This is a genomic window from Athalassotoga saccharophila, assembly GCF_009936215.1.
GTDB lineage: Bacteria > Thermotogota > Thermotogae > Mesoaciditogales > Mesoaciditogaceae > Athalassotoga > Athalassotoga saccharophila.
Window position 1 is genome coordinate 942,040 of the sequence record NZ_AP019551.1, and the last position, 22,402, is coordinate 964,441.

Genomic DNA, 22,402 nt, shown 5'->3' on the forward strand with positions numbered 1-22,402 from the left:
TCATCCCTCCTGAACTTTGATTTGAAATTCTGCGAGTATTCTGGCTGCCAATTTTTCGGCCGAAAGCCCGCATAAATCGATAAGTTCTGTTCTTGTACCGTGTCCAACAAAATTGTCATCTATTCCAATTACCTCGATTTTCGATCTCAAAAATGGTGCTTTTAGCATTACGGAAGTGCCAAAACCACCCATAACAGATCCCTCTTCTAAAGTCCATACCCTTGGAGTCGATCTTATCTCTTCAAGGGCATACATATCAAGAGGTTTTACACTTCTGCAATTGTAAAGTCCAAGATTTACACCGTGCAAAGCAGCCTTTTCGACGATTTCAACTCCGACTTTGACCATCGATCCAACTGCGAGTATTGTCCCATCACTTCCTTCTTTTATTCTTTCCCACCTAAATGGATCCTCGAGTGGCTTCGCGTAGATTATATCATCTATGGAGGCAATTTCGGTTGCGCGCGGATACCTTAAGGCAACTGGCCCATGAACCCTGCCGACAATGGCTTTAAGGATTGATGAAAGTTCTTCGAGGGAGGAAGGGGCCAAGATTTTCATATTTGGAATTAAATTCATGTAAGATATGTCAAAGACGCCATGGTGTGTTGGCCCATCCTGACCTACTAAACCTGCCCTATCTATCGCAAAGATCACATCGAGATCCTGCAATGCAACGTCGTGAATTATCTGATCGAAGGCCCTTTGAAGGAAGGTCGAATATATTGCCACGACAGGCTTTAGACCTCTTAATGAGATGCCTGCCGCAAAAGTTGTACAAAGTTCTTCAGTTATTCCGAGATCGAAAAATCTGTCCTGATGATTCGACCTAAAGAATGTGAGACCCGTTCCATCTTCCATCGCGGCAGTTATTCCTATTATTCTGTCATCCTCGTCTGCCATCTTGGAAAGCACTCTTCCGAAGACTTCACTGTAGGAGTACCATCCCTTCTTTATATCGATCGAAAGTCCATTTGAAGGATTTATCATCGAAACGCTGTGAAATTTTCTTGGATTGTCTTCGGCGTATTTTATTCCCTTTCCTTTTTGAGTTAGAATGTGAACAACTGCAGGACCTTCGACGGCCTTCAAACTTTCAAAGGTCTTTTTCATAGTTTTTATATCGTGACCATTTATCGGCCCCATGTATTTCAGACCAAAATCTTCAAAGAAGTTATCCGGCAAAAGCAACTTCTTTAGCGCGCCTTTTACCTTATCGTTGAATGATTTGAGAATGGTTTCTTTGAAAATTTCGTACACTTTTGCATCGAACTTTCTGTAGGCTTTCGTCGTACGCATCTTGTTCAATATTATCTGAGATATCTGACCAACGCTTGGAGAAATGCTCATGCCATTGTCATTCAATATTATCTTTATCTTCGAAGAAACCGTCTTTATCTGATTTAACGCCTCAAGGGCTATGCCCGATGTCATGGCTCCATCTCCGATTATCGCTATCACCTGATTTTTGTTCCCATTTATTCTCTCGGCAACTTCGATCCCGAGACCTGCGGCTATTGAGGTGGCGGCATGTCCCACACCAAAATAATCGTATTTTGATTCTTTTATGGATGGGTAGCCGCTTATTCCTCCGAATTTCCTTATCGATGGCAGAGTTTTTGCCCTGCCGGTAAGTATTTTGTGCGTGTAGGCCTGGTGACCGGTGTCCCAGATTATTATGTTTTTATCTGGCGGGAAGACGCTGTAGAGCGCAAGTGTCAATTCCACAGTGCCAAGGTTGGGGGCAAGATGACCATCTCCGGAAGAAACGACTTCGACTATGTAATTTCTTATATTTTCGGCAAGATCGTACATTTCATCTACACTCATTTTGTCGAGTTTTTCAAAAAGCGGTTCATCATCCCATTCAATTTTCATCGTTCTTCATCTCCCTTTCGAGTTCTCCGAGAACTTCTTTCACAGAAAGCGAGGCCGAGTCTATTAGAAATTTACATCTTTTGTAAAGCGCAACACCTTCCTTGAATAATTTTATCGATTCTTCAAGGGTTATTTGAGGATCTTCCATCTTTTTTAAAACCTCTTCGAGTCTGTTATAGGCCTCTTCAAAAGATAACTCTTCTATCTTCTCATTTTCCATTTTTGTCTATCTCCAATACCTCAGATAATATTTTACCATCGAAAAGTTCCAATTTTATTTTATCCTCTTTTCTCAATTCTTCGACAGATTTTACGTGATGATCGCCCTTTGAAATGATCGCGTATCCACGCTTAAGAGGCTCATAAGGATCGTGAATGCTCAAAGACAAAAAGGCTTTTTCTACGATGGAACTTTTAGAAGACATACTGTTAACAGTTATACGTTTTAAAGTGTCCATTTTCGTGTAAAGTCTTTCTGGTATTATCTCCGTTGTCCTTACCACCTTTGAATGAGCCAAAGCATCTCCGACTCTCAAGAAGATCGATCGTTTCTCTTTTAGAATATTCTCAAGAGCCCGTTTAACCTTTAAAAAGGCTTCATCTACTTTCTCCCCCTTTAGAGTTGTTTGATTAACGGGAGAAAGAAAATCAAGTCTTTTTTTAAGATTCATAAGATGGTAAGTCTTCTGATCAAGATCCTGATCGAACTTTTTCACGATGTTAGAGAAGATCACGTTCATATGTTTTGTTAATTCTTGAAGATCTGGCGTGGCATATTCGGCCGCCCCCGTTGGTGTCGGCGCTCTTTTGTCTGCAACGTAATCGACAAGTGTTGTGTCTATTTCATGACCAACTCCAGTTATAACGGGTTTTTTCATCCCGTATATCTTTTTGACGACGCTTTCTTCGTTAAAGTTCCAGAGATCTTCGATACTTCCACCACCTCTTACAAGCAAAACAACGTCTGCATCCGATCTATCGGCAGCATCGAGAGCTTTAACTATTTCCAAAAAAGCATCCTTTCCCTGAACGGAGGTGTGAAATAACAATATTGTTGCAAGGGGATATCTTTTGTTTATAGTCTTGACAACATCGTGAAATGCCGCAGAGGTTTTCGATGACACTACCGCTATACGTTTTGGAAAGGATGGAATGGGTTTTTTTGGTTTATCGAATATGCCCTCCCTTTTCAATTTCAACTTCAATTCTTCTAATTTTCTGTAAAGTTCGCCATAATCCATGCCTTCTTGGATGTCTTCGGCATAGAACTGGTACGTCCCTCTTTTTGCGTATATTCTGACAGACCCTGTAGCCTTTACCACGGTGCCTTCCTTTATTTCATGAGGATGTCTGTAAATCGCGTTGAACATGACACAATTCAAAAGATAATCCTCTTCTTTGAGCGAAAAATAAGCGTGGGGGCCAGAAAGTTTGAAGTTCGAAATTTCCCCACGCACAGTCACATTTTGTAAAGTTTCATCCTTTTCTATTATTGAGATAATCCTTTTGGTTATCTCGATAACACCCATTTCTAAGTCTTGCATATCAACTCCGTGGCATTGACTACATTTCTCATAAGTATGGCCGATGTCACATTTCCCACACCACCGGGCACCTTTGAAACTGACACTTTTTGTGAAACCGAATCAAAATCAACGTCTCCGACTACCTTCCCATTCACGACATTTATCCCAACGTCTATAACCGTTGAGCCTTCGCTAAACCATTTTTCATCGAACATCTTCGGTTTTCCAACTGCGGTAACGGCTATATCTGCCTCTCTAACCCTCTTGATCAGATCAACTGTCTTTGAATGACAGATGGTCACAGTCGCATCTTCGGCGATCAAAAGCAAAGAGAGCGGCTTCCCAACCGTTGTGCTCCTTCCAACGATTGTAACATTCTTTCCGGCAAGAGGTACATGGTAGTATTTGAGCATTTCAACGACAGCCTCGGCCGTACATGGAGCAAAGTAGGCCTTCCCCATAACCAGCATGCCGAGATTCTGCGGTGTCCTTCCCTCGACATCTTTTATAGGATCTATTGAAGAGAGGACCTTGAACTCTTCTATTTGGGACGGTACCGGATGCATAAGCATTATTCCATGGACTTTTTTGTCAGAGTTAAGTTCTCTTATCTTCTCAAAGATGTTCTTTTCATTCACCTCAACTTCGGCATAATCTATTCCAAATGCCAGACAGTTTTTCTTTATCGAATTGAGGTAAACTCTCGTTGACTTGTCATCGGAAGAGACCACACATCTCAATGCGGGAAATACGCCCGATGATTTTAAATTTTGAACTCTTTGTGCAACTGACTTTTTTATGTTTTCGGCAATCTCTATTCCATCGAAGATCATTTCTACACCTTAAAATAGTCCGGTGATATTTCCATCTTCATCAACATCGATGTTTATCGCGGCTGGCTCTTTCGGAAGACCCGGCATCGTCATTATCTCTCCGGATATTGGAACTATGAATCCAGCACCCGCTGAAAGTTTTACCTCACGTATCGTGAAGGTATATCCAGAAGGGGCGCCTATGACCTTTGGATCGTCAGAAAGAGAAGATTGTGTCTTTGCCATTATAATTGGAAGGTGTCCGTACCCCGTCTTTTCAATCTTCTTTATATCGCTAAGTGCATCTGCGGAATATTCTACCCTACCGGCGCGGTATATCTCGCGCGCAAGAGTTTCTATCTTTTCCTTGACGGGCAGATTCCAGTCGTATAACCTGTGAAAATCATTTTTATCCTTTTCTATCGATTCGATGACTGTTTTGGCTAACAATTCTGTCCCTTCTCCGCCCTTTTCAAATCCTTCGCTAAGTGCAAACCTTACTCCCATCTTTTTAACCTCTTCTTCTACGGTTTTTATCTCGGTAGAAGAATCTGTTGGGAATTTGTTTATGGCAACGACTACGGGAAGACCGAATTTTTTGATATTCTCGATATGTACCTTTAAATTTTCCATACCCTTTCTGAGTGCTTCTAAATTCTCATTTTTAAGGTTTTTCTTGTCCTCCCCGCCATGCATCTTCAAAGCCCTAACGCTTGCAACAAGAACCACTGTGTCCGGTTTGAGATCTGCATACTTTGAAACAACATCGAAGAACTTTTCTGCTCCAAGATCTGCGGCAAAGCCTGTCTCGGTTATGACGTAATCCGCAAGTTTAAGGGCAAGTTTTGTGGCTATTATGGAATTGGTTCCGTGTGCGATATTGGCAAAAGGTCCGCCGTGCACTATGACAGGTGTATTTTCTGTCGTCTGTACCAAATTTGGATTTAGGGCATCCTTTAAAAGTGCCGTCATCGCACCCTGAGCATGGAGATCTCCGGCCGTAACGTACTTTCCATCTACAGTCTCACCAATTATTATTTTGGAAAGCCTTTCTTTGAGATCATTCACATTTTCCGCAAGGCAAAGTATTGCCATTACCTCTGATGCTGCCGTTATAACGTATCCCGTCTCTCGTGGGAAACCGTTCGAAGATCCTCCAAGTGCTACAACAACGTTTCTCAGCGCTCTGTCATTCATGTCTATCGTTCTTGGCCATCTGACTTTTCTCACGTCTATGTTAAGTTCATTTCCATTGTGTATGTGGGCATCGATCATGGCGGCAAGCAGGTTGTGGGCCGCGCTTACGGCATGAATATCGCCGGTGAAGTGGAGATTTATCTCTTCCATGGGAAGAACTTGGGCCTTTCCACCACCGGTTGCGCCACCCTTTACACCAAAAACAGGACCAAGGGATGGTTCTCTCAAAGTCACAATGGCCTTTTTCCCGATCCTGTTAAGGCCGAGAGAAAGGCCTATGCTTGTTGTAGTCTTTCCTTCCCCTGCAGGCGTTGGCGTTATGGCCGTAACTATTATGAGTTTACCGTTTTTTTTGCTTTCGAAGTCCTTGATCAGTTGGTGAGGTATCTTTGCCATGTACTTTCCGTATGGTATTAATTGATCAGGCTCGATGCCTATCATTTTGCCTATCTCTGTTATTGGCTTCATCGTGTTCATTTTCGCATTCATTTTTTCTTCCTCCTCTTTTTTTAAATTTTTCTTCATAAGGGAAATCTTTTCTTTGTTTGCAAGTTCTTTGGCTATTCTATCCAAAACGCCATTTATGAATTTTCTGTCCCCATCTGTCCCAAATTTTTTTGCAATTTCAACTGCCTCATCTATTGAAACTTCTATCGGTATACTGTCTTCAAAGAGCAATTCGTAGACACCGAGCCTTAGTATGTCCTTGGAAACAAGAGGCAACCTCTCAAGTGTCCATCCAACGATGTAATTTTTTATCGTTTTATCTATTTCATTTTTTTTGGAAATTATATTAAAAGCCAGCCGTTCCACTTCTTTTTCATAAACACCATCTATCTCCTCCATCTCGCAAACATTTCTAACAGCTTCGGATGGAAGAAGATCCTGAAATTCCATCTGATATATAGATTTAAAGGCCAGTTCTCTTAAAAGCCTTCTATGATGTTTTTCACTCACTTTTACTGTTTATTGTCCTCTTTTCCTTCTGCTTCTTCATTTGTGTCCTTGCTCTTTAGACCTATTACATCCTCTACCAAAACGTTAACGCTTACAACTTTAAGTCCCGTTATACTCTCGACCTCTTTTTTTATCGCTTGCTGAACCTGAGAGGTTACCTCGGGTATTTTTTCTCCATACTTTATTCTTACCTTTACAGATATTGCAACACTGTTATCGTCTGGTCTTTCTATCGTTACCTGTTTTCTGTAATATTTGTAATCTCTCGATTTTTGGGTGATCTCCTTTCCTTCTTGTTTTGCAAGTGTAAGAATTACAACGTTGCTTATAACCTGATCGGAGATCTCTATTTTTCCTCTATTTGGCTGATTCTGGTTAACCTGTTCACGCTCGCTCAATGTACTCACCCGTCCTTGTATCTACTTTTACCTTTTCTCCTTTGTTAACGAAGAAAGGTATGTTGATTCTCAATCCAGTCTCAAGAATGGCCGGCTTGCCACTTCCTGCGACGGTATCTCCTTTAAAGCCCGGATCTGTTTCTACCACTTCGAGGACTACCGTTGTCGGTAAAAGCACACCTATGACCTTGTCATCGTGAAAAAGCAAATTCAGTTCCATATTCTCCTTCATGAACTTTATCTCTTCTTCCAAATCTCCAAGAGGAAGAGAATACTGATCGTAATTGTCATTAGTCATAAAATAGGCAAAATTATCGTCCTTGTACAGATACTGAGCGGCCCTCAGCGTAAGTGTTGCCTCCTCGACCTGATCTCCGCTTTTGAAAGTTTTATCCTGCACAAGACCCGTAAGCACATCTTTTAGCCTTGTCCTAACAACCGCACTATGACCGCGCCCCATCTTATGCATTTCAAATTCCACGACGGTGTAAATCTTTCCATCAATTATTATGTGCATTCCCTTTCTAAGATCTGTTACATCGATCAAAGGCAAAACCTCCCTTATATAACTGTAAAGGTCTTTTTGAAATTCGAGAGCACCTCGTGCCCATTTTCTGTAAGCAAGACATCATCTTCTATTCTTATACCGAATTTCCCCGGAATGTAGACGCCGGGCTCAAATGTTATGACAACCCTGTCATTTATTGGCTTATCATATCTTGTATTTAGGAATGGAGATTCGTGAACGTCCATTCCAAGGCCGTGGCCAAGGCCATGACCAAAGTAGGAATCCAATTTCTTTTCTTTGAGAAAGTTCCTTGCGTAAGAATCTATTTCTTTGCCGGGTATGCCGGCTTTCGATCTTTCTATTGCGGTAAGTTGTGCTTGTAAGACGGCATCGTATGCATCCTTTTCTTCCTGAGAGACTTTGCCCACGGCAAATGTTCTTGTCAAATCGCTACAGTACCCATCGACAAGCGATCCAAAATCAACGACTAACATTTCTCCACTCTCGATCTTTTTGTCAGAAGCAAGTCCATGGGGAAGAGCCCCTCTGTATCCGGAGGCCACTATCGTGTCAAAGGAAGGTTTAGACGCACCATTTGTTTTCATCTCATATTCTAAAATGGCCGCGAATTCTTTCTCTGTCATGCCGATCCTGAACCTTTCAAGTGTTTTTGTAAGTGCATTTTCGGCGACTTTTATCGCTTTCCTTATCTTTTCTACTTCTTCGTCATCCTTTACGGCACGAATGGCACTTACCTCTTCTTCGACGTCCTCTATCTTTACCTGATCTGAAAGTTCTTTGTACCAAGAGTAAAAAAATCTCGATCCTTCTATTCCAACGGTTTTACCCTTTAAAATCTCGATCGCTTTTTTCACAAGAGATGCATTTTCAACCTTTACCATTTCAAAATTCGATTCTTCAGAAGCCTGCGTGTAAAATCTTGAATCAACGAGTAGGAATCTCTCTTTCTCTCCAACTATTACGCATCCTGTATCTCCTGTAAATCCACTCAAATATCTTACCGTTGTATTAGATCCTTCCGAAGTTATCGACAAGAAATAGTCGACCTTTGATTTTACTCTTTGGTACAGTTCAGACGTTCTGTCTCTTTTCAATTTGATCCCTCCGATCCTAAAAATTATAACATATATTCAAGAGGGTACTCTAACTCCGGCTTGTCGTATATTTATGGCAAAATCAGGACACAGATTTGCGCATTGCATACAACCTATACATTTTTCGTTGCTTTCGATTTTTGGGGCTTCGAGTTCTCCTTTTACTATCGCGTGGGTTGGACAGACCCAATAACATATTCCGCACGATTTACAGAGTTTAAAATCAATCTCGATTGAGAATTTTTTGGTCATAACTTCCTCCTCTGAAAATGAAGGGCACCTTAGAGTGCCCCTCCTTTTCATTTCTTATTCTTCTTTGACCTTTTTTCTTTCAATTCTATCGTCGACTGGGCCGCTGCGAGTCTCGCAATTGGTACCCTGTAAGGAGAACAACTCACGTAATCGATTCCTATTTCATCAACTATCTTTATCGAATCGGGATCTCCACCGTGTTCTCCGCATATACCAACCTCGAGATGTGGATTGACCTTCTTTCCTTTCTTCGTTCCAATCCTTACGAGTTCGCCCACTCCATCTTTGTCGAGAGTCTTAAACGGATCGACAGGTATTATACCTTTTTCGAGATAATCGTTGAGGAATTTACCGCTGTCATCACGGCTGTATCCGAAAGTAGTCTGGGTGAGATCATTTGTACCGAAAGAGAAGAACTGGGCCTCTTTTCCGATCTGATCTGCGGTAACGGCCGCTCTCGGTATTTCAACCATCGTTCCGACAAGGTAGGTGAGTTTAACTCCACTTTGCTTTATCAGTTCATCGGCAGTTTTAGTTATGATTTCTTTTAAAAATTTCAACTCGTTGACATGACCGACAAGTGGCACCATTATCTCGGGTATGACATTTATCTTTTCTTCCTTTATCAATTCAATGGCAGCCTGTATTATGGCCTTGACCTGCATTGTCGGTATTTCTGGATAGGTTATTTCAAGTCTGCATCCTCTATGCCCGAGCATCGGGTTGAATTCCTTCAAGGCCGCCGCCCTGTCGAGAATCTCTTCGTAACTTAAACCCATATCCTTTGCAAGTTGCTTTAAGGTTTCTTCATCCTGAGGAAGGAATTCGTGCAATGGAGGATCTATAAGCCTTATCGTAACAGGTTTTCCATTCATCTCTCTGAATATGGCTTTGAAATCTTCCTTTTGCATTGGCATTATCTTATCAAGCGCTTTTTCTCTTTGCTCGCGAGTATTAGAAAAGATCATCTGTCTTACGGCCGGTATTCTATCATTCGCAAAGAACATGCGTTCAGTTCTGCAAAGTCCTATTCCTTCTGCACCGAATTCTCTTGCAACTCTTGCGTCTGTTGGCGTATTTGCATTTGTCCTTACGCCAAGTCTTCTTACCTGGTCGGCCCATTTGAGAAGCGTTGCGAGATCGCCTTCGAGACCTTCCGGCTTTATCGTCTTTATCTGACCGAGAAATACCTCTCCGGTTGTTCCATCTATGGAGAGCCAGTCTCCTTCTTTGACAGTTACGCCGTTAACGGTGAAGAGTTTGTGTTCGTCATCAACGTTTATGGATTCCGCACCGACAACTGCGCACTTTCCCATGCCTCTTGCAACGACTGCGGCGTGAGATGTTCTTCCACCTCTTGCCGTCAAAATTCCTTCCGCTCCGGCCATCCCCGCGACGTCCTCGGCAGAGGTTTCTGGTCTTACAAGAATTACAGGCTCTTTCTTTCCAAGAGTGGCAGCCTTATCGGCATCGAATACAACCTTACCTGTGGCAGCACCCGGAGAGGCCGCAAGACCTGTTGTTATCATGCGCTTTTCGGCAATTGCCTTTTTCTTTTCATTCGTATCAAACATGGGGTGGAGGAGTTGGTCGACTTGATCTGGTGTAACGCGCATGATGGCTGTCTTTTTGTCTATCAACTTTTCTTTGACCATGTCAACGGCCACCTTTACGGCCGCACGGGCAGTTCTCTTTGCACTTCTTGTTTGAAGCATGTAAAGTTTTCCGTGTTCAACGGTAAACTCCACATCCTGCATATCTTTATAGTGCTTTTCAAGAATATCGAATATCCTGTAAAGTTCATCGTAGGCCTCTTTCGAAACCTTCTTAAGGCCTTCAAGATCTTCAGGAGTTCTTATTCCTGCAACGACATCTTCTCCTTGGGCATTTCTGAGAAATTCTCCGTACCTTCTCTTCTCTCCAGTGGACGGATCTCTTGTGAAAGCGACTCCTGTCCCGCTGTCATCTCCCATATTTCCAAAGACCATTGAGACGACGCTCACGGCCGTGCCGAGCATCGAACCTTCGGGTATCTTGTTTATTCTTCTGTACTCGATGGCCCTCTTGTTCATCCACGATCCAAAAACGGCATCTATCGCAATCCACAATTGCTTGTTCGGATCTTGAGGAAATTCCTTTCCTTCTTTTTTGTACAAATTTTTATATCTTTCTACGAGTTCTTTAAGTTCGCTGACATTCATTTCTGTATCGAGTTTTATTCCTCTTTTTGCCTTTACGGCCTCTATTTCTTTTTCGAATTTGTTATGATCTATGCCCAGCGCCACATCGCCGAACATCTGTATAAATCTTCTGTAAGAGTCGTAAGCAAAGCGTTCGTTGGATGTCAACTTCGCAAGGCCAAGGACGGTTTCGTCGTTAAGGCCGAGATTGAGAATCGTGTCCATCATACCGGGCATTGAAACTGCCGCTCCAGATCTGACAGAGACAAGCAACGGATTCTTCGCATCGCCGAATTTCTTTCCCGTGGCTTTTTCAAGCCTTCTCATATTCTCCTCAACTTCCGCTTTCAATTCGGGAGGATATGTCTTTGAATGTTTGTAATAATAATCGCATATCTCGGCACTTATCGTAAAGCCGGGAGGAACTGATATGCCTATCTTAACCATTTCTGCAAGGTTAGCGCCCTTTCCACCGAGGATGTCTTTCATTTCGGCGCCACCTTCGGCTACACCATTTCCAAAGAAATAAACGTATTTTTTAGCCATCATACACCTCCATCGATATCACTGAACATTTACAAGATGTTTTTTCGCTATTTCAACGTACGAATTAAAAGCATCGATATCCTCTACGGCAAGTTGGGCAAGCATTTTTCTGTTTATGTTTATTCCCGCTAAATCGAGCCCATGCATCATATCGCTGTATTTGAGCCCGGCATTCCTTGCCGCTATATTTATTCTCGTTATCCAAAGGGATCTCATCGATCTTTTTTTCTGTTTTCTTCCTATGTAGGCATTGATACCCGCTTTCGTTACGGCCTCTTTTGCATATCTGTAATGTCTGCGGCGGGCTCCAAGATGACCTTTTACGGCGTTGAGAACTTTGTTGTGTCTCTGCCTCTTTGTAATACCTCTTTTAATACGCATCTTTCACATCTCCTTCAAATACCCAACGTTCTTCTTGCTCTTTTTGTATCAGGTTTGGAAAGTACCTTTTTGAGATCAAGCCTTCTTTTTTGAGAGGCAGACTTGTGGTAATTTTTGTGGTTCCTTTTCGCCGATTCTCTTAGAATCTTACCAGAACCAGTTACATGGAATCTCTTCGCGGCACTCTTTCGAGTTTTCATTTTTGACTTCATAGCATCCGAGCGCAAATGATGCGCCCTTCCTCCTTTCAACGTAACTATTTTTGACATCAATTCGCAGGCGTTTCGCCCACATTTTCTTTGGCAGCCGAAGAAACCTTCTTTGGCCTTAATCCCATTCGCATGTCACGCCCCTCTAACATCGGAGGGGAATCGATCTCTGCCACATCGGAAAGATCTTTTGCGATCCTGTCGAGTATTTCCTTTCCCTTATCGGTAAAGGCCATTTCTCTTCCTCGGAACATTATCGTTATTCTGACCTTGTTGCCATTCTCTATGAAATTTCTGACGTGAGAAAGTTTTGTCTGGTAATCATGTTCGTCTATCTTGGGCCTGAACTTCATCTGTTTCAACACGTCAGAGACATTTCTCGATTTTTTTTGCTTCTTGTTTTGTTCGTAGATGTACTTACCAAAGTCCATTATTTTGCACACAGGCGGATTGGACGAGGATGAAACAAGTACCAAGTCCATACCATATTCTTCTGCTTTTTGAAGCGCCTCGTTGCGCTTTACGATTCCAAGTTGGGCACCATCAGGTCCTATTAACCTTACCGTAGGGTAATGTATTTCCTCATTTTTCAAAAACTCGCTCTTTGCTATTATCATCACCTCTTAATATGAAAATTCGGGTGACACAAGCCACCCGTCATGAAAAGACAGTACTCCAAAACCTCTTCCCTTCTAAGGTGGAGGTGAGAAGCGGCGGCTTCTACTTCAAATATTGGTGGGCCATACAGGATTCGAACCTGCGGCCTACTGATTAAGAGTCAGTTGCTCTACCAGCTGAGCTAATGGCCCCGATTTTTACCAAAATGTATTATATCACATAATATCTTTTTGTCAACACGTGGCTATTCATTTAGTTTTGTTTGGTATATAATTGTTTAAAGTAGAGATCGAGAGGAAGAAATGAAACGTATAATCATATACATTATATTCCTTGGCGTGGTATCGTCAGTTACCTTGTATTTTTTAAGCACATTCAGCGGCGGGATAGAGTGGTCAAAGGTCCTTAATTTCTTTTTTGGAAACGCATGGGGAAGTATAGGCATTTTAAGTTTGATGATCTCTTGGCTTATGGATACACTTATAACCTATCTCATGATCTTGAAAATAACTAATGTTAAGTTCTCACTTTTGAAATCCTTTAACATGTCTGTGATAGGAATCTTCTTCAACAAACTTTCACCGGCCTCAACTGGCGGAAGTGTTTTTCAAATAGCGTATCTCAAAAACAACGGAATAAATCTTGGAACTTCGATTTCTGTGACAGAACTTAGATACGTGGTAAAACAAAGTGCGATGGTATTTTTGGCCGCTTTTGGATTTATAGACGCCATTCCCATCATAAGCAGAAATGAAGTCGTATTTATCCTATCGTTGATAGGTTTTTTGATTTCCGTTGGAGGAATTTTGATCCTTGTACTTGCGAATATAAGTGTTAAATCAAGGAATTACATGATCAAAATAGTTAAATGGTTTATAAATCTTTTAAGGTTCAGTAAAAGATTGAGTCCAAAAATTCCCGATCTGAATTCAAAGGTAGAAAAAGAATTTCAAAATTACACCGAGAGCCTTAGATTGATCTCGAGAAATTGGAAGTTGGTTATAGCGGTCTTCTTTCTTGCATTAGTATCAGCACTTGCCCATCTTTTTTTGGCATTCGCGGCCGTTCAATCATTTGGAATTTTTGAAAATATCCCAAAGGGAATGATAGATGTTTTATCGCTTCAGGCGATAGCGACGATGGTGATCTTTTTTTCTCCAACGCCCGGATCTTCCGGCATCGCTGAAAGCGGATTTTTTCTTTTTTTCTCTACCTTAATACCGTCAAAATTTCTCGGGACCGTAACTCTCGAATGGAGAATTTTAAGTTACTTTGTCCCTCTTACGATAAGCGGAATAATATTTTTATCAATTTCTTTGTCGAGGATGGTGAAAAAAAGGTGAGAATAATTTACTCTATTGTTATCCTTTTAGGAATAACGCTCGGATTCATTTCTTTGTTAATGATTCCTAAATCTCCATTTGTACCGTTTAATTGGTACGGCCTTGTGATATTCATATCTGCGGGAATTTTCTTTGTCTTTTCTCTGAAATTCCAAAAAATAGGACCTTATATCCTATTTTTTATAGGAATATTCGCGATGATAAACACTTACTTTTATTTCCGCCAATGCTCACAGATAAAGGGAATGGAACTTTTCGGAGGGTTTTTCATCTCTCTTGCGCCAATTTTTACCTCTAAAAAAACAAAAAAGGCGTGATCACGCCTTTTTTGTCTCGATGTCTTTAATAAATTACCTTTATTCCTCTACCTTCTAATTTGTTCACATTTGAGGCAAAGTCAGGTGATGAAGTAACCTGATTCCCGCTTATATCAACGATCGATCCGATCTTCAAATACATGTCATTTATTATTGCGTTCATTGAATTTATCTTGTTCGAAGAAAGATCAACTCTTAATAGGTATTTCATCGTTCCGAGAGGTGATGTATCCGAGATTTTGTTTGAAGATAACTCTAATATCCATAGATCCGGTGCCGTCGAGACTATTGTGAAGTCAGACACGTCATTCGAATTGAGCATGAGCCATATAAGATGAAGCATGCTGTTAAAGGAAGGCGTGTATTTGAGATTTATCCTGTTGAAGTTGAGATTAAGTATCTCGAGATTCGAAAGACTCAACAACGGAGAAATGTCAGAAATGTTGTTTATTTCGAGATCAAGGAATTTTAAATTGTTAAGATTTTGCAACGGAGTAAGGTTGCTTATCATATTCGCTCCCGCATTTAACCATTCGAGATTCTTCAAATTCGCCAGTGGACTTATATCCTTTATCATGTTCGAGTAAAGGAAGAGTTCTCTCAATCCAGTTAAACTTGCCAGGGGAGTTATATTCGTGAGTCTGTTAAAGCCGAGATCGAGAGATCTTAGAGATGAAAATTTGGACACAAAGGTTATTTGTGAACTGTCAAGGTTGAATCCGCTCATTCCAAGGTTGTGAAGTTGGGTCCAGTTCTCAATGAACTTCAATTGAGAGAAAGGAATCGGGTTATAACTTATATCGAGACTTAAAATAGATTGACCAAGGTCCTCTATCGGTGTTACATCGCTTATATGATTCGAACTTAAATCGAGAGATTCCAGATTCTTTAAGTTCTTTATCGCATTTATATTCTCGATATCATTCGAGGAGAGATTAAGCATTTTCAAAGAGGTAAGAGAGGCAAGAGGTGTTATGTCTGAAATTTCGTTGTGTGAAAGATCGAGACTTATCAAAGAAGTCATGGTCGAAAGAGCGCTTATATCCTTTATATGGTTGTAACTGAGATCGATCGATTTTAATTTTAATCCCTTCAAAGGTGATATATCGCTTATGTTGTTTCCAACAAGATCAAGCGTTGCAAGATTGGTCAGATACTCTATTCCATCAAGGTTAGAAAGCATATTAGAATTCGAAGGCCAGTTATTCTTTATTTCAGTTATTTTCGAAAGTTCTGATTCGTAAAGAGGTCCTTCGGGAATATTGAGAATTGATCTGACTATGGATTCAAGTTGAGGATTGTTAAAAGTTACCTGCTTTCCCATGTTAACGGTGAAGGTAGCAACTTTTGAGGCTGTTGAAAGACCGCTTGCATTGCTTGTAACGACTATCCATGAATAGATTCCGGTGGGTAACTTTCCGAGATCAAGATGTGTCTGCGTTGAGGATCCTATCTTTTTTATCCATTCGCCCATTCTTTCAAGGTAAAGTTCGTAAGTTCCGCCCGTAGATTCCCACGTCATTGTTACTTGAGTTGAGGTCGAAAGATCGGTTACTTTCGGTGAAATGGGAATGGCCGGAGATGGGTTGTATTCGAATTTTCCTATATCAGGCTTGATTACGGTCAGGGCCGATATGAATTTCCAAAGGTTATTTTCGTTAAGGTAATTTTCGAGTTTTATCATTCCAAGATTTCTGGCAAAGTAAAATTCTCTCTTAAGGTTATTGAGTATCAAATCGACCTTTAGAACATCGTTGTACGTTTTGGTGCCAACAGAGAGAGAAAGGTAAGAAGAACTTCTCTCGTAAGAGGTACCCTGTGGGGACTTTAAAATGGCAGTGCCAGTTGCGTTTCCGATATTAGCGTTGTCTATCAAAGGTATTCCCCTGTAAAAGACAGTGGATCCAGCCTTCGTAACTTCAAATGAAAGGCTTTCCATCTGGCGCGGTTCTCCTTTGTAAGCCTGAGGAATAAGAATTTCATAATTGACGATAGTGGCATTCGTACTCGAAACTGTCAATCGAGACATTATATCTTCTTTGATCGTGAAAGATGAAGAATTGGTTTGCTTTCCAAGGTTAAACCAGTGAGAATTGAAGAAATCTTCAAAAGCCCTTTGGACTGGATTAATGGAAAGAGTATCAACAAGCGGGACTCCCGCCGAGATCTCAACTTGGTTGACCTGTTCTTTAAGAGGAAAGTAAGATCCAAATGCGCTCGTCATCTGAGAGACTATATTCGAAAAGTCAGAATATCCCCATTTGTTGAATGCTCTTAACTTGAAAGTGTAGAGTGTTGATGATAAAAGATTCGTTGCCATGTAAGTTGTCAGAGAGGCAGGAAGGGTCTTTACAACGGAGGATTGGTTAGTGGACTGGTAGATTTCAAGTCCAGTTATATTTTTTGGATTCTTCCAAGAAAGGTTTATCGAGTTAGTAGAAAAATCCGTAACGCTCAAATTCGATGGTGGGAGTGGAGGAAGTCCATTGGTCATTTGAACAACAACGTTAGAAAATTGGGAATTTCCTCCCTTGTTCGATGCAATGATTTTGTAAGAGTAAGTGGTCTCGGGAGTAAGATTTTTGTCTGAATAATTGGAAATGTTTCCCTGCAATGTAGTTAATTGTGCAAATGCACTATTCTTGATTGCCCTGTAAATGGTGAAATTATCGACTTTTTGACTTTCAGACCAGGAAAGGGAGATTGTATTCGTTGAAAAATTCGTTACGTTAAGTACCGGAGCCTGAGGGGGAAGCATCAAAGTCGTTGCAGAAGCAACGTTGGAAGGATTTGAAAGGCCGTACTGATTCTTTGCCTTTACCTGATAGAAATACGTTGTTGAAGGATTAAGGCCTTTGTCCGTGTAACTCGTAGACTGTACGGTTGCCACTTCGGCAAAATTCCCGTTAGACAAACTTCTGTAAACGACAAAAGTCTTTGCCGTGCTATTCCACGTTAATTGAATCGAATTAGAACTCAATGCAGTTGCACTTAGATCTTTTGGTGCAGGTGCAACGAACATGGCACAACCTGCCAAAATCATAGCAATGGCAAGGACCGAAACTAATATTGCACCCCACAAACTTACCCTTTTCAATTTGATTCCTCCCCGGTCTTAGAATTCAAATTATTCTATCATTTTTAAGGAAAATAGTCAAATACCAGATCAAAGATCTGAAAGATCTTTGATCCAGATCTTTTCAAGGCGGGATCGACCTATCTCTTCAAGGACGGGAATTATCAAAAAATCATTTTCTCTTTTTTTATCAGATTTTATCCAACTTTTCCAATTCGGGACCTCTTCGATCTTCAAATCAAGTGCGTCTAAGAAATTCCTTATTCTTTGATTGAAGGCGGGAGAAAAAAGTTTCGATTCAATTATCATTCCCAAAGCGACGGCCCTTCCATGAGATATAGCGTTATTCGAGGCGCTTTCTATGCCATGGCCGACGGTATGACCGAAATTAAGAATGTGCCTTAATTCTTTGTCTTGAGGATCTTTAAATGTTATTTCGAGTTTATCCATGACAGATCTTCTTATTATTTCATCAATAACCCTTAGATTTTTCAATTTTATCTTTTCAACTTTCTCTTCCATGTATTCAAAGAGAACTTTATCGTACACTATTCCGATCTTTGCGCTTTCGACGATTCCTTCCATGAATCTTTCATATTCGAGGCTTAACGCGTAAATTGGATCTATCAAAACGTCCGGTTTCCCAAATGATCCTATCAAATTCTTTACTCCATTGAAGTTTATCGCGAATTTGCCTCCTACAGAGGCATCGACCATCCCCAAAAATGTTGTTGGAATAAGTTCAAAATTCATACCTCTCATATAAGTTATACATGCGAATCCGGCCATATCTGTCAGGGTACCTCCCCCTGCAATTCTAACTTTAGAATTCCTGTTCAATTCCTTCGAATGAAAAAGATTCCAAATTCTTTGAACGTGTTGTAAATCTTTTGCGCCCTCACCATCGTCAAATTCGATTCCATCGAAGTCCCATATATTTTTGAAATTCTTTGAAACAATCGAAAGATCAACCCCGTCCAATTTTTTGCCATGAAAAATTTCAACGTGCTGGTAAAGATCGAATTCGTCTATTTTCTCAAAGCCAACCAATTTGGCAACTATCTTTGCCATGATCTCTTCAACGTCGTGATAATTTGCATCAATGATCTCGAAATTCTCATAAATTGCCTTACGCCTTTCGAATCTTTTAAGAAATCCTTCTTTTCCCTCCTTCACAAGAGGTCTGTCGCTTTGACTCACTCTTTTCCAGAGGATTTCGGGATCGACTTTGAGATAAAAGGTCTTCATGCTTTTTAGAATTTCAAGATTTTTCCTATTCTCTACGATCCCTCCTCCGGTTGAGATAACGATTCCTTCTTTTTTAGATACATCTTCTAAGATCTTTGTTTCTTGGGATCTGAAATTTTCTTCTCCGTACCTTTTAAAATAATCTTCAATCTTTCCGTTAACCCTTTCAAATTCCGAATCAAGATCAACGTATTCCATCCCCAAAACCTGCGCGATTCTTTTTCCAACGGTGCTCTTGCCACAGCCCATCATTCCAACAAGGGCTATTCTATTTTTGAAATTCATCTATTCTCCTCCTGTAAGAAGAAAAATTGCCCTTTAGGTCTTCAAATGTAAATCCGCCAAATGAATCGATCAACTCATTCATAACGGCTGTCGCCACAACGGCCGTTGCGACGATGACAATGGCTCCAACAACGCATGTATCGGATCTTACGTAAGTTGTCTCACTCTCTTTCATGGTATCAAGGTCAACACTTTTAACGCCCTTTTTTTGAGTTGAAATGGGTTTGGCTATTAGATGAATGACGATATCCTGACCGTTTGTCATTCCTCCTTCTATTCCTCCGGCGTGATTTGTTTTTCTTCTTAATCCTTCGAAGATACTGTCTACTCCTTCATATCCCTTAACCTTCCATATATCCTCATCTCCAAAAATAACTCCCTTTACAGATGGAATATCAAAAAGCGCCCTGCCGATAACAGATGTCAACCTTCTTTGTCTTTGCGTAAAAGTTCCTATTCCGGCGGGCATTCCCTTGACAATGACTGTAACCTTGCCACCAAGCGTGTACCCACCTTTGTAAGCCTCATTTATCATCTCGATCATCTTTTCTTCGGCCTTCTTATCGGGACATAACAATGGATGTTTACCTATCTCTGGCTCGTTATCGGCCATCAAATTCGTTTCTATCCCTCCAATGCCCTTTGTAAACCCGTAGACCTTTATCCCCAGACTCTCAAGGAATTGGCTGGCGAATTCGCCAATTGCGACATCCATTACAGTTCTTCTTGCGCTTGCCCTTTCGGTTATAATTCTTGTATCGTCAAAGTCGAATTTCATCATGCCTCCAAGATCGGCATGACCGGGTCGCGGTATAGAGGTTCTCTCATTTGGGGGCGTTAACGATCTGTTTGGTATAAAAAAAGTTATCGGTGATCCGGTAGTTTCTCCATTCCATAAACCTGTCTTTATCTCGACCTTGTCATCTTCTATTTTCATTCTATCCCCACGACCGAAAACGGATTGCCTTAGCCTCAATCTGCTGTTTATCCTTTCAACGTCTATCTTAAAATGAGATGGGAATCCCTCAATTATTCCGTAAAAACCATATCCGTGAGATTCTCCAGAGGTCATTATTTTCATCTTTCCACCTTCTCCAAATCTTCAAAAAATGACGGATAACTTATCGAAACCACTTTTGGATCTGTCAGTTCAACGCCATTTCCGCATAATCCCGCAATGGCTGCCATCATCGCTATTCTATGATCACCGTAAGGATCTATCTTGGCACCTTCTAATTTGGATCCTTCAACTTCAAACCCATCTTCAAATTCTTCTATATGAACGCCCATCTTGGAGAGAACGGAAACTATGGCCTTTATTCTGTCTGACTCTTTCTTTCTTAACTCAGACGCGCCCCTTACCACTGTTCTACCCTTTGCAAATACTCCCAAAAGGGCAATAAGAGGTATTTCGTCTATAACAGACGGGATCTCTTCGTCAAGTACTTCGGTCCCCTCCAAATTAGAACTTTCGACGTGCAAGTCTCCGTAAGGCTCAAAATCGTTTTTAACGTTTCTTATTTCAATCTTTGCCCCCATTCTTTTTAAGACATTTAAAAATCCAGTCCTCGTTTCATTCAATCCAACATCTTTTATATCCAAAATGGCATTTCGATGACACACGCCTAACGTTACAAAAAAGGCGGCCGAAGAAAAATCTCCGACAACCCTTGATTTGAATGATGGGATTATCGAAGGTTTTATCTCTATCAAATTTCCCTTCTTTATAGTTATTCCGAAGGCATTCAAAAATCTCTCGGTATGATCTCGGCTTGTAATTGGCTCTGTATAAGTTGAAACTCCATCACCGGCAGTCGCAGCGATTATAAATGCACTTTTGACTTGGGCACTTGCGACCTTTGATCTGTAATTCGCGTGTTTTACGATGCCACCTCTTACGGAAATTGGAAGATTAGACGCTTCATTCCTTCCATCAAAGATCGATCCAAGCAGGGATAAAGGCTCTACAACTCTATCCATAGGTCTCGAAGAAAGAGATTCGTCTCCGTATATCACGGAAAATAAAGGAAGTCTCGAAAGAAAACCAAGTCCCAATCTTGCCGTTGTTCCAGAGTTTCCGCAGAATATCGGCGAAATTGGCTCCGAAATTTTTTCCATTCGTATAGAGAGTTTTCCTTTATTGTATTCAACGTCTGATCCAACGTTTTTGACAAGATCTAAAGTTCTCAAAGTATCATCGGCCATCAAAGGATTTTCGATCTCGCATCTGTCTTTCGCCATGGCGGCAAAGAAGATCATCCTGTGCGTTATAGATTTATCAGGCGGGACTTTGATCTCTCCCCTTATACTTTTTGCAGGCTGTATTTTCATATTTCCTCCATCACCCTGATCAATTCCATTGATGAGTCGTAGGTTTTATAAAACTCTTCAAAATTAAGGCTTTGCTGGCCATCTGAAAGTGCCTTTTCTGGATTTTCGTGAACTTCGATCATCACTCCATCGGCGCCCGCGGCAACAACTGCTTTGGAAAGAGGTGGAATTAGATCTCGCCTGCCGGTTGCGTGGCTTAGATCCACTATAATTGGAAGGTGTGAAAGTATTTTTACAAGTGGAACGGCGGCGATATCGAGAGTGTTTCTTGTGTACTTTTCGAAAGTCCTTATGCCCCTCTCACACAATATTATCTTTGAATTTCCATGATAGTAAAGATACTCGGCGGCCAAAAGCCATTCCTCTATCGTTGACATGAATCCACGCTTTAAAATGACCGGTTTCGTTGAATGGCCCACTTTTTCGAGTAATCTGTAATTTTGCATGTTTCTTGTTCCTATCTGGATAACATCGACGTATTCCTCAAATAAAGGAAGATCCTCTGGAGACATCATTTCGCTTACGACCTTCATGTTGTATTGATCCCCAACTTCCCGAAGAATTTTTAGTCCTTCAACGCCAAGGCCCTGAAATGAATACGGGGAAGTTCTTGGCTTAAATGCACCTCCTCTTAAGAATTTAACTCCAAGATTTGACAAAAACTCGGCCTCTCTTTGCATTTGATCTCTCGATTCTACGGCACATGGACCGGCTATGAATTGAAATCTATCTCCTATCTTTTCATCACCGCATTCGATAACTGTCTTTTCCGGATGAAATTCTCTCGAGACGAGTTTAAATGGCTTTAGGACGGGAATAACCTCTTCTACGCAATTTAAGGCTTCAAAGGCTTCTCTCCTTTCGTAAACCTTTTCGCCTATTATTCCGACGATCGTCTTTTCTGCACCTTTTGAGATATTCGTCTCAAAATTGAAACTCTTTGCAAGTTCCACAACCCTTCTCAAATCTTCCTCAGACGCCTTCGCTTTCATCACTATTATCATTCGATGACCTCCTTAAAAAAATTTCGGGGACCTTTTAAGTCCCCGATTTATGATATGCTAAATTACGGCCTGCACACCATAAACCGGGCGCATCCGTAATACCAGTAATTTCCTGAAAGTAGAACCGTCATCTGATACCTCCACGATACATATTGAAATTATTTTACCATAAAATGTTTTTAAAATGCCAAATACCACGTTTTGATATTAAAAATTAAATT

The 22,402-nt window shown here is 41.0% G+C and carries 20 protein-coding genes, 1 tRNA gene and 1 pseudogene; 2 read left to right on the forward strand and 20 right to left on the reverse strand.

Going from position 1 to position 22,402, the window contains the following annotated elements; translation table 11 throughout:
• The 15 genes and pseudogenes from dxs to ATHSA_RS04780 all read right to left on the reverse strand — a co-directional run bounded on the left by dxs (nucleotide 1) and on the right by ATHSA_RS04780 (nucleotide 12,768).
• Nucleotides 1–1,878 (reverse strand): 1-deoxy-D-xylulose-5-phosphate synthase, encoded by a 1,878-nt coding sequence (dxs, locus tag ATHSA_RS04715; RefSeq protein WP_161847990.1) that lies wholly within the window; start codon nucleotides 1,876–1,878, stop codon nucleotides 1–3.
• Nucleotides 1,868–2,098, reverse strand: coding sequence for an exodeoxyribonuclease VII small subunit (gene xseB, locus ATHSA_RS04720; protein ID WP_161847991.1), 231 nt, complete (start codon nucleotides 2,096–2,098; stop codon nucleotides 1,868–1,870). Before xseB ends, dxs begins: the two co-directional genes overlap by 11 nt.
• The gene (gene xseA, locus ATHSA_RS04725) at nucleotides 2,088–3,422 is read right to left on the reverse strand and encodes an exodeoxyribonuclease VII large subunit (protein WP_161847992.1); all 1,335 of its coding nucleotides are present in this window, start codon (nucleotides 3,420–3,422) and stop codon (nucleotides 2,088–2,090) included. The genes xseB and xseA overlap by 11 nt, the downstream gene beginning before the upstream one ends.
• On the reverse strand, nucleotides 3,410–4,237 hold the full coding sequence (locus ATHSA_RS04730) for a bifunctional 5,10-methylenetetrahydrofolate dehydrogenase/5,10-methenyltetrahydrofolate cyclohydrolase (RefSeq protein WP_161847993.1): 828 nt from the start codon (nucleotides 4,235–4,237) through the stop codon (nucleotides 3,410–3,412). The genes xseA and ATHSA_RS04730 overlap by 13 nt, the downstream gene beginning before the upstream one ends.
• Nucleotides 4,238–4,246: 9 nt before the next feature.
• Entirely contained in the window at nucleotides 4,247–5,902 is a 1,656-nt protein-coding gene (locus ATHSA_RS04735) for a formate--tetrahydrofolate ligase (protein ID WP_408626223.1), read from the reverse strand.
• Between the two features lie 72 nt (nucleotides 5,903–5,974).
• Nucleotides 5,975–6,370, reverse strand: a pseudogene (gene nusB / locus ATHSA_RS10275) (transcription antitermination factor NusB); the annotation flags it as partial.
• A 2-nt stretch (nucleotides 6,371–6,372) separates the two neighbouring features.
• A complete protein-coding gene (locus ATHSA_RS04740) occupies nucleotides 6,373–6,768 on the reverse strand; it encodes an Asp23/Gls24 family envelope stress response protein (RefSeq protein WP_161847995.1) in 396 nt (131 codons plus the stop codon).
• A complete protein-coding gene (efp, locus tag ATHSA_RS04745; RefSeq protein ID WP_161847996.1) occupies nucleotides 6,755–7,315 on the reverse strand; it encodes an elongation factor P in 561 nt (186 codons plus the stop codon). Before efp ends, ATHSA_RS04740 begins: the two co-directional genes overlap by 14 nt.
• Nucleotides 7,316–7,329: 14 nt before the next feature.
• Nucleotides 7,330–8,391, reverse strand: a complete 1,062-nt coding sequence (locus ATHSA_RS04750; protein WP_197739238.1) for a M24 family metallopeptidase — start codon at nucleotides 8,389–8,391, stop codon at nucleotides 7,330–7,332.
• 36 nt (nucleotides 8,392–8,427) lie between these two features.
• Entirely contained in the window at nucleotides 8,428–8,694 is a 267-nt protein-coding gene (locus ATHSA_RS10280; protein WP_197739239.1) for an ATP-binding protein, read from the reverse strand.
• Nucleotides 8,691–11,369 carry a pyruvate, phosphate dikinase gene (gene ppdK, locus ATHSA_RS04760; RefSeq protein ID WP_161847997.1) on the reverse strand — a complete coding sequence of 893 codons (2,679 nt, stop codon included), beginning with the start codon at nucleotides 11,367–11,369 and terminating at the stop codon, nucleotides 8,691–8,693. Before ppdK ends, ATHSA_RS10280 begins: the two co-directional genes overlap by 4 nt.
• 18 nt (nucleotides 11,370–11,387) lie before the next feature.
• Complete coding sequence (gene rplT, locus ATHSA_RS04765; RefSeq protein ID WP_161847998.1) at nucleotides 11,388–11,750, reverse strand: 50S ribosomal protein L20; 363 nt, start codon at nucleotides 11,748–11,750, stop codon at nucleotides 11,388–11,390.
• Nucleotides 11,751–11,764: 14 nt separating this feature from the next.
• On the reverse strand, nucleotides 11,765–11,950 hold the full coding sequence (gene rpmI, locus ATHSA_RS04770; RefSeq protein ID WP_161847999.1) for a 50S ribosomal protein L35: 186 nt from the start codon (nucleotides 11,948–11,950) through the stop codon (nucleotides 11,765–11,767).
• 68 nt (nucleotides 11,951–12,018) lie between these two features.
• A complete protein-coding gene (gene infC / locus ATHSA_RS04775) occupies nucleotides 12,019–12,576 on the reverse strand; it encodes a translation initiation factor IF-3 (protein ID WP_161848000.1) in 558 nt (185 codons plus the stop codon).
• 116 nt (nucleotides 12,577–12,692) lie between these two features.
• Nucleotides 12,693–12,768, reverse strand: a tRNA-Lys gene (locus ATHSA_RS04780).
• Nucleotides 12,769–12,879: 111 nt separating this feature from the next.
• On the opposite strand from ATHSA_RS04780, the gene ATHSA_RS04785 reads away from it, so the two are divergent.
• Both ATHSA_RS04785 and ATHSA_RS04790 read left to right on the forward strand, forming a co-directional pair.
• Nucleotides 12,880–13,920, forward strand: a complete 1,041-nt coding sequence (locus ATHSA_RS04785) for a lysylphosphatidylglycerol synthase transmembrane domain-containing protein (protein ID WP_161848001.1) — start codon at nucleotides 12,880–12,882, stop codon at nucleotides 13,918–13,920.
• Nucleotides 13,917–14,237, forward strand: a complete 321-nt coding sequence (locus ATHSA_RS04790; protein ID WP_161848002.1) for a hypothetical protein — start codon at nucleotides 13,917–13,919, stop codon at nucleotides 14,235–14,237. Before ATHSA_RS04785 ends, ATHSA_RS04790 begins: the two co-directional genes overlap by 4 nt.
• A 25-nt stretch (nucleotides 14,238–14,262) precedes the next feature.
• Here ATHSA_RS04790 and ATHSA_RS04795 read toward each other — a convergent pair whose 3' ends face one another.
• The 5 genes from ATHSA_RS04795 to ATHSA_RS04815 form a co-directional block, all read right to left on the reverse strand.
• Nucleotides 14,263–17,334: a leucine-rich repeat domain-containing protein gene (locus tag ATHSA_RS04795; protein WP_161848003.1), complete on the reverse strand. Its 3,072-nt coding sequence runs from the start codon at nucleotides 17,332–17,334 to the stop codon at nucleotides 14,263–14,265.
• A 69-nt stretch (nucleotides 17,335–17,403) separates the two neighbouring features.
• The gene (locus tag ATHSA_RS04800; RefSeq protein WP_161848004.1) at nucleotides 17,404–18,846 is read right to left on the reverse strand and encodes a shikimate kinase; all 1,443 of its coding nucleotides are present in this window, start codon (nucleotides 18,844–18,846) and stop codon (nucleotides 17,404–17,406) included.
• On the reverse strand, nucleotides 18,830–19,927 hold the full coding sequence (aroC, locus tag ATHSA_RS04805) for a chorismate synthase (protein WP_161848005.1): 1,098 nt from the start codon (nucleotides 19,925–19,927) through the stop codon (nucleotides 18,830–18,832). The genes ATHSA_RS04800 and aroC overlap by 17 nt, the downstream gene beginning before the upstream one ends.
• Nucleotides 19,924–21,177, reverse strand: coding sequence for a 3-phosphoshikimate 1-carboxyvinyltransferase (gene aroA / locus ATHSA_RS04810; protein WP_161848006.1), 1,254 nt, complete (start codon nucleotides 21,175–21,177; stop codon nucleotides 19,924–19,926). Before aroA ends, aroC begins: the two co-directional genes overlap by 4 nt.
• Nucleotides 21,174–22,181: a bifunctional 3-deoxy-7-phosphoheptulonate synthase/chorismate mutase gene (locus ATHSA_RS04815; protein ID WP_161848007.1), complete on the reverse strand. Its 1,008-nt coding sequence runs from the start codon at nucleotides 22,179–22,181 to the stop codon at nucleotides 21,174–21,176. The genes aroA and ATHSA_RS04815 overlap by 4 nt, the downstream gene beginning before the upstream one ends.
• Nucleotides 22,182–22,402: the final 221 nt, after the last annotated feature.

Excerpts from the sequence above, each read along its gene's own strand:
- dxs (WP_161847990.1), bottom strand. The coding sequence starts at position 1,878 with ATGAAAATTGAATGGGATGATGAACCGCTTTTTGAAAAACTCGACAAA.
- xseB (WP_161847991.1), bottom strand. The coding sequence starts at position 2,098 with ATGGAAAATGAGAAGATAGAAGAGTTATCTTTTGAAGAGGCCTATAAC.
- xseA (WP_161847992.1), bottom strand. The coding sequence starts at position 3,422 with ATGCAAGACTTAGAAATGGGTGTTATCGAGATAACCAAAAGGATTATC.
- ATHSA_RS04730 (WP_161847993.1), bottom strand. The coding sequence starts at position 4,237 with ATGATCTTCGATGGAATAGAGATTGCCGAAAACATAAAAAAGTCAGTT.
- ATHSA_RS04735 (WP_408626223.1), bottom strand. The coding sequence starts at position 5,902 with ATGAATGCGAAAATGAACACGATGAAGCCAATAACAGAGATAGGCAAA.
- ATHSA_RS10280 (WP_197739239.1), bottom strand. The coding sequence starts at position 8,694 with ATGAAAAGGAGGGGCACTCTAAGGTGCCCTTCATTTTCAGAGGAGGAA.
- ppdK (WP_161847997.1), bottom strand. The coding sequence starts at position 11,369 with ATGGCTAAAAAATACGTTTATTTCTTTGGAAATGGTGTAGCCGAAGGT.
- rplT (WP_161847998.1), bottom strand. The coding sequence starts at position 11,750 with ATGCGTATTAAAAGAGGTATTACAAAGAGGCAGAGACACAACAAAGTT.
- rpmI (WP_161847999.1), bottom strand. The coding sequence starts at position 11,950 with ATGAAAACTCGAAAGAGTGCCGCGAAGAGATTCCATGTAACTGGTTCT.
- infC (WP_161848000.1), bottom strand. The coding sequence starts at position 12,576 with ATGATAATAGCAAAGAGCGAGTTTTTGAAAAATGAGGAAATACATTAC.
- ATHSA_RS04785 (WP_161848001.1), top strand. The coding sequence starts at position 12,880 with ATGAAACGTATAATCATATACATTATATTCCTTGGCGTGGTATCGTCA.
- ATHSA_RS04800 (WP_161848004.1), bottom strand. The coding sequence starts at position 18,846 with ATGAATTTCAAAAATAGAATAGCCCTTGTTGGAATGATGGGCTGTGGC.
- aroC (WP_161848005.1), bottom strand. The coding sequence starts at position 19,927 with ATGAAAATAATGACCTCTGGAGAATCTCACGGATATGGTTTTTACGGA.
- aroA (WP_161848006.1), bottom strand. The coding sequence starts at position 21,177 with ATGAAAATACAGCCTGCAAAAAGTATAAGGGGAGAGATCAAAGTCCCG.
- ATHSA_RS04815 (WP_161848007.1), bottom strand. The coding sequence starts at position 22,181 with ATGATAATAGTGATGAAAGCGAAGGCGTCTGAGGAAGATTTGAGAAGG.